At 51.3% G+C, this 1,416-nt stretch carries 1 protein-coding gene; it reads right to left on the reverse strand.

Going from position 1 to position 1,416, the window contains the following annotated elements:
• Nucleotides 1-212 precede the first annotated feature (212 nt).
• Nucleotides 213-1,106, reverse strand: a complete 894-nt coding sequence (locus tag WM40_RS26945; protein WP_046154625.1) for a TIR domain-containing protein — start codon at nt 1,104-1,106, stop codon at nt 213-215.
• Nucleotides 1,107-1,416 lie beyond the last annotated feature (310 nt).

Genomic DNA, 1,416 nt, shown 5'->3' on the forward strand with positions numbered 1-1,416 from the left:
AAATTCTATGGTCTAAGGTAAATTGACAAATTTAATTCGTTCGCATGCAAATTGACGACTTTATTTCGTTGCGAGTGGAAATAAATATGTCAACTCGCGCCGCGAAAGCCCGGTTTTGCAAGCGTTCTGGATTGACAACTTTATTGCGTTCTACGACTTTCGGGGGTCAGTTCATAGCCGGGGCGATTCAGTGCTGATGGAAACAAGCTGATTCACAACGAAAAAGCTCTATTCAAATCCACCTCTAGACCTGCCGCTTTCAGCTCCCGTGCCAGAGAAAGCTTCCACCCTCCGCCATCGTCCATCTTTTCCCAAAGCACGCCAACGTAATCGCTCGGTAGCTCGACATCGCCGCGCTTGAGCGCACATACATGCTTGCGTCCAAGTCGGCCAATAAAATAGCCCAATTCCAACAGTACATTTTGCCGTGCGCGGGGTTTCCATTCTTCTTCTTTGACGCTACGCCCGACGTCGTCTGGGGTTAGTAGTACGACAGCAAAGCCAACGTCACTGTTTGCCTCAAATTTCTCGATGACAGTGCCGCCCTGGTTAGGCTGCTCGTGCAAGATAACCGGCTCAAAATCCATCGCTTTTAAGAAACGGGCAACCATTTCACGTGCTTCACCATCGTGCCCGTGGACAACAAACACCTTGCGTGATGACGGCCCAGCATCTGCAACAGAAATCTCCGCAACCTGCGTGTTGGGGCCGCCGAGATCATCCAAATCGTCTTGCAGCGCGCTTTGCGCTTGTTCAAGTAGCGCGATGGAATTCGCGATGTTTTTTGTAACCCCTGCGATGTATTTATATGGCGGAGTTGTATAGTTGTAAGAGATAATCATTTCAAACCAGCTTAGCTTAGCGGCCGGTTCATATCGTTTGAATGCAGACGTGTTTTCACCGAAGCAACGTTCAAGCGTTTCTTTGATTGAGACGGAAAGCGCCTTCAATTCTGGTGAATCCCCTTCGGGCACCGTCTTGGGATCAAATTCCCGCAGCGCGTCGATCCGCTGCCCCAGCCGTTCGATACCTTTCTGGATAGCAGCAGGAGGGAGCTGAAGTTTTGGGGCGATAGGAGGGGGCGCAGCGGACTTGCGTGTGGCCATTGGTCTCTTCTGTTTTATATGTGATAAAGGACATTATCATATATAAGAGGCGCGGAAACGCCCTGTTAGTGGCCGATCAGGACAATCTCCCCGACCGGTCAGTTGCGTCTTAGGGTGGTGAGATACGCGTATAGACGATGCGCAGTTGATTGGTTACGCGATCTCGATAGGAGGTCATCAGAACGCCTCCTCAAGCGCCCGAATGCGACGATCCAATTCCGTTGTGACATAGATGGAGGTCGTAGCCGGCGAGACATGGCCAAGGTTCTCCTGCACGATGTCTAGTGGCGTGCCCGCTTCGATGGCCCGG

It is taken from the genome of Robbsia andropogonis, from assembly GCF_000970345.1.
GTDB lineage: Bacteria > Pseudomonadota > Gammaproteobacteria > Burkholderiales > Burkholderiaceae > Robbsia > Robbsia andropogonis.